The sequence below is a fragment of the Pseudoalteromonas sp. APC 3893 genome (assembly GCF_030408095.1).
Taxonomy (GTDB): Bacteria; Pseudomonadota; Gammaproteobacteria; order Enterobacterales; family Alteromonadaceae; genus Pseudoalteromonas.
In genome coordinates this window covers 1-3,196 of the sequence record NZ_JASDCD010000053.1, presented here as the reverse complement: position 1 = coordinate 3,196, position 3,196 = coordinate 1, and the positions used below count along the sequence as shown (strand labels likewise).

The window sequence follows — 3,196 nt, the reverse complement described above, 5'->3', positions numbered from 1 at the left end:
TGATGAGCGTTACGAACAACATGCCACCATTATTACGAGCAATTTAGACTTTACAGAATGGGGAGACGCCTTCCAGAATAAACTGCTTGGCTCAGCCACACTTGACCGACTTCGCCACAACGCTTATCGATTAATATTAGAAGGAGAAAGCTATCGAAGATTAAGAGAAGAAAACACGGCAAAAACTAACAGCATTGGACGCGCGGCAAAAAGCGGTCAATAATCAACTTGTTTGAGGGCAAAAAGAGCATGTTTAGGTGGCTCCATTAGGCCGCAAATAGCTGGCGCCTTTAGGGTGCAAATTAACAGGCGTAAGCCAATGATGATTTTCGCTAACACCTTGCCAGCTCGTGAATAGTTCAGCCGAAAAGAAACCTCTATCAAATAGAGTTAGTGAATGTTCAGGTGCTGAGCCAACAAGCTGTTGAGCATAATGAACTTCACTTTGAGTAATGGGGCCAAACGCTGCATCGGATATTAAATGCGTTCTTGTCGACATCAAGGTCACAGCAAGTACTGAGGGGAAGTTCGTTGTCGATTGAGCATAGCCAAAATGACGGTTACTCGGTGTATCTTGGGTTTTAAATTGTGTACCGTCAACGCTTAGCAGCTTTAAACCACACACGTCATCAAAAATTTGCGACTGCTCCGACTGCGTTGCTGTATGTTTAAAAAGGTGTTTCATAGGCGCTGCGCCTAGCTTTTCTTTCCCTTTTATAATACTGCTGGTCGCCAATGGCGGAAGCTCTCCTTTAGCGTCAGGAAAAGCGAGCTCTAGTTTGTCACAGACTTCAGATATTGAGCGGTTTCTTAATAAACCAATTCCTAACACAAGCCAAGCGGCTTGTTCGGCGGGGAAGCGTCGTTTGCGTACAGAGGCTCTTCCTGTTTGGATAACAGCTTCTTCAATCCACTCAAGGGGAATGTGCTTAGTGAACGAATCAATATCGCGATCTTGGCAAAACTCAGTAGTAAGGTGTAATTCTTTAATAAATTCAGACATAAAAATAGGCCACAACTTCTGTTGTAGCCTATTATGAGCCCTTTGAAAGATCGTTCAATTAGTTTAAACGATCAGCATTAACTATTATGTGCCGTTTTGAATCAGTTAAGAGATGATAATAATGTCATTTTATCTACGGATTCTACTGGTACAGTGCAAGGTGCCGGATACTTATCTAATTGCGAGCATGTAAAGTGTAATATTGAATGTTCACCTTCTACTTGCACTGAATTAATTGGTCTAAAAGAATACCAAAAACAATGGCGCCTATATGCAGAGGCTAAGCATTGTAATACTTGACGACATCCACTGGCAAAGCTAAGCGGCGTCAGTGGGGGCTCTAACTTTGATATCAGCCGCTGTAATCGACGTTTTAGTCGTGTCGAGCTTGGTAAACTCGTTAACCTGTTTTTTTTGGGTACACCGGTGGCAAACGTAAAATCAAATTCCTCGAGTGACTTTGATGACGGAAATCCAGCCATACGCGTAAACATAACCTGTTTACGTTGGTGCCGGTATGACTGCTCACTTTGCAGTACGCGCTCTAATAACTATAAATTCTTTTGCTGCTTGCTGTGCTAGCGTTGTTGCGTTCGTTTCAACACCAGCGAGTTGCAGCTCCTCGTTAGTTCATGTAAATGTACGAGTTATAAGTTCATAATGCCTCCGAAAACTGCGCGTAAATGTTTAAGTCATGATGTAACGGTTGAGCATATCAAATACAGGCATTGTCACTTCCGCCAGCTGTGGAATGCCAAAGGCTTGCGATGATATGCTTAGAGCGATTCATAGCACATGTTGTCAGTAATAACGACAAACAATGCACGGCTATACGACGAAAGCATGCAGAGGTGACTTTCCTGCGCGCATTTGCCCCTAATCAACTGCCAGCTTCTGTTTCAAAGCGGACAATGGCTTGGGGTTAAACGTTACCTCGATATTTCTCCTGTATAGCTTTGCTCTTTAATTTCTCTGAGTAAAACAACGGCTGATAGGTGTAGAGGAGCAGCTTTAGCTAATCGAGAGTGCAGATAAGGTTTAAAGGCTTCTAATTTTGAACCCCTGGTTTTACGAGTAGCATAATGCGGCTCGTCAAAGTCACCTTGAAGGTATTTTTTAACGGTATTGCGCTGTTTAGCAATGGCTCGTTGCGACATTCCTTGCATGGCTAAGGCTTTTATTTTCATGAACTCTTCTTTTGAAATCATGGTGCTTACCCAAAAGCACTAGTGCTAAGTTAACTGGTGCATTTTTTCATTGCTGATAACATGTACCACGGTCAGTTTGTATACGTTGTATAGGGAATGGCATTTCCTCTATTACCTTATCGATGAAGCTTAAGGTATTAGCTGCAGTTCTTCGTTTAAACACGTCTAACACCCGATATCTAGAGCAATCATCAATAGCAGTGTACTGGTAGATTCTTGGTGCGATTTTACATGTATCCATCTGTACGCGGTCACCATGAGTCGGTCTTTGGTAACGAATGAAGTCTTTTTTCTTCCGCTGAAATACTAGTGGCTTAACTTCATATTTTGTTGGCACTTTATGAATTAAGACAAGTAATAGTTCAAAACAATGCTCGCGAAGGAGTTTATTTTGAGTTCTTCTAGCACCGAGCTTTCTTTAGTTTCTCAGTCTGAGAAACTAAATTAAGCGCTGTCTAATTTCTTTGTTCATATATATTTCGCATTAGTCGCTCAACAGTGCAACGGGCCACTTGGTGGCCGTCAAGTTGCAGTTGTTTCCATATTTTCCTTGCTCCATAAACAGACATGTTATCTTCCCACACTTGGCGAATGAGTATCATCAACTCAGCATCACGCTTTTGCGGTTAGATAGTCGTTCAGGCTGCCTCTGTCGCTGTTTGTGGGCGTAATACGTTGAAGATGCATGAGCAATTCCTTACAAATTGACTCGACACTGTAATGCTCACGACAAGCATCTATAAAAGCCACGCTTATTTCTGTTTGCGGTCGAGCTCCGCCTGGGCGAAAAAAGCGGCAGCTTGCCTCAAAATATCATTCGTTCGCTTTAATTCTTTATTCTCACGCTCTAAAGTAGCCATGTAGTGGTACAGTAATTTTGGCCACCCATTAAGAAAGAAATGTTATGCTAATAAGCATACAAATTTGGGTGAAAAAATGACAAAATTTAAACGTGCAACGTATTCTGCAGCAATTAAATTAGAAA

Annotated in this window: 4 protein-coding genes, 2 pseudogenes and 1 other annotated feature; of the genes and pseudogenes, 1 reads left to right on the top strand and 5 read right to left on the bottom strand. The window is 42.0% G+C overall.

All coding sequences use genetic code 11. The features are described from left to right. Nucleotides 1–223 (top strand): ATP-binding protein (locus QMA12_RS21875; protein WP_290211487.1); only part of this gene is annotated, 223 nt, incomplete at its 5' end. Nucleotides 224–253: 30 nt separating this feature from the next. On the opposite strand, the gene QMA12_RS21870 is transcribed toward QMA12_RS21875, so the two are convergent. The 5 genes and pseudogenes from QMA12_RS21870 to QMA12_RS22265 form a co-directional block, all read right to left on the bottom strand. After that, on the bottom strand, nucleotides 254–1,003 hold the full coding sequence (locus QMA12_RS21870) for an IS4 family transposase (RefSeq protein ID WP_290211486.1): 750 nt from the start codon (nucleotides 1,001–1,003) through the stop codon (nucleotides 254–256). 101 nt (nucleotides 1,004–1,104) lie between these two features. After that, a pseudogene (locus QMA12_RS21865) lies at nucleotides 1,105–1,542 on the bottom strand (ATP-binding protein); the annotation flags it as partial. Between the two features lie 390 nt (nucleotides 1,543–1,932). Next, nucleotides 1,933–2,211, bottom strand: coding sequence for a hypothetical protein (locus QMA12_RS21860; RefSeq protein WP_290211485.1), 279 nt, complete (start codon nucleotides 2,209–2,211; stop codon nucleotides 1,933–1,935). A 64-nt stretch (nucleotides 2,212–2,275) separates the two neighbouring features. Next, nucleotides 2,276–2,647, bottom strand: a pseudogene (locus tag QMA12_RS21855) (IS481 family transposase); the annotation flags it as partial. A gap of 19 nt (nucleotides 2,648–2,666) precedes the next feature. Further along, nucleotides 2,667–2,816, bottom strand: a complete 150-nt coding sequence (locus QMA12_RS22265) for an IS3 family transposase (RefSeq protein WP_356948040.1) — start codon at nucleotides 2,814–2,816, stop codon at nucleotides 2,667–2,669. A 74-nt stretch (nucleotides 2,817–2,890) separates the two neighbouring features. Then, nucleotides 2,891–3,006, bottom strand: a sequence feature (AL1L pseudoknot). Between the last annotated feature and the right edge of the window lie 190 nt (nucleotides 3,007–3,196).

Bases quoted from the DNA above. Each gene is read 5' to 3' on its own strand.
- QMA12_RS21870 (WP_290211486.1), bottom strand. From the start codon at position 1,003: ATGTCTGAATTTATTAAAGAATTACACCTTACTACTGAGTTTTGCCAA.
- QMA12_RS21860 (WP_290211485.1), bottom strand. From the start codon at position 2,211: ATGATTTCAAAAGAAGAGTTCATGAAAATAAAAGCCTTAGCCATGCAA.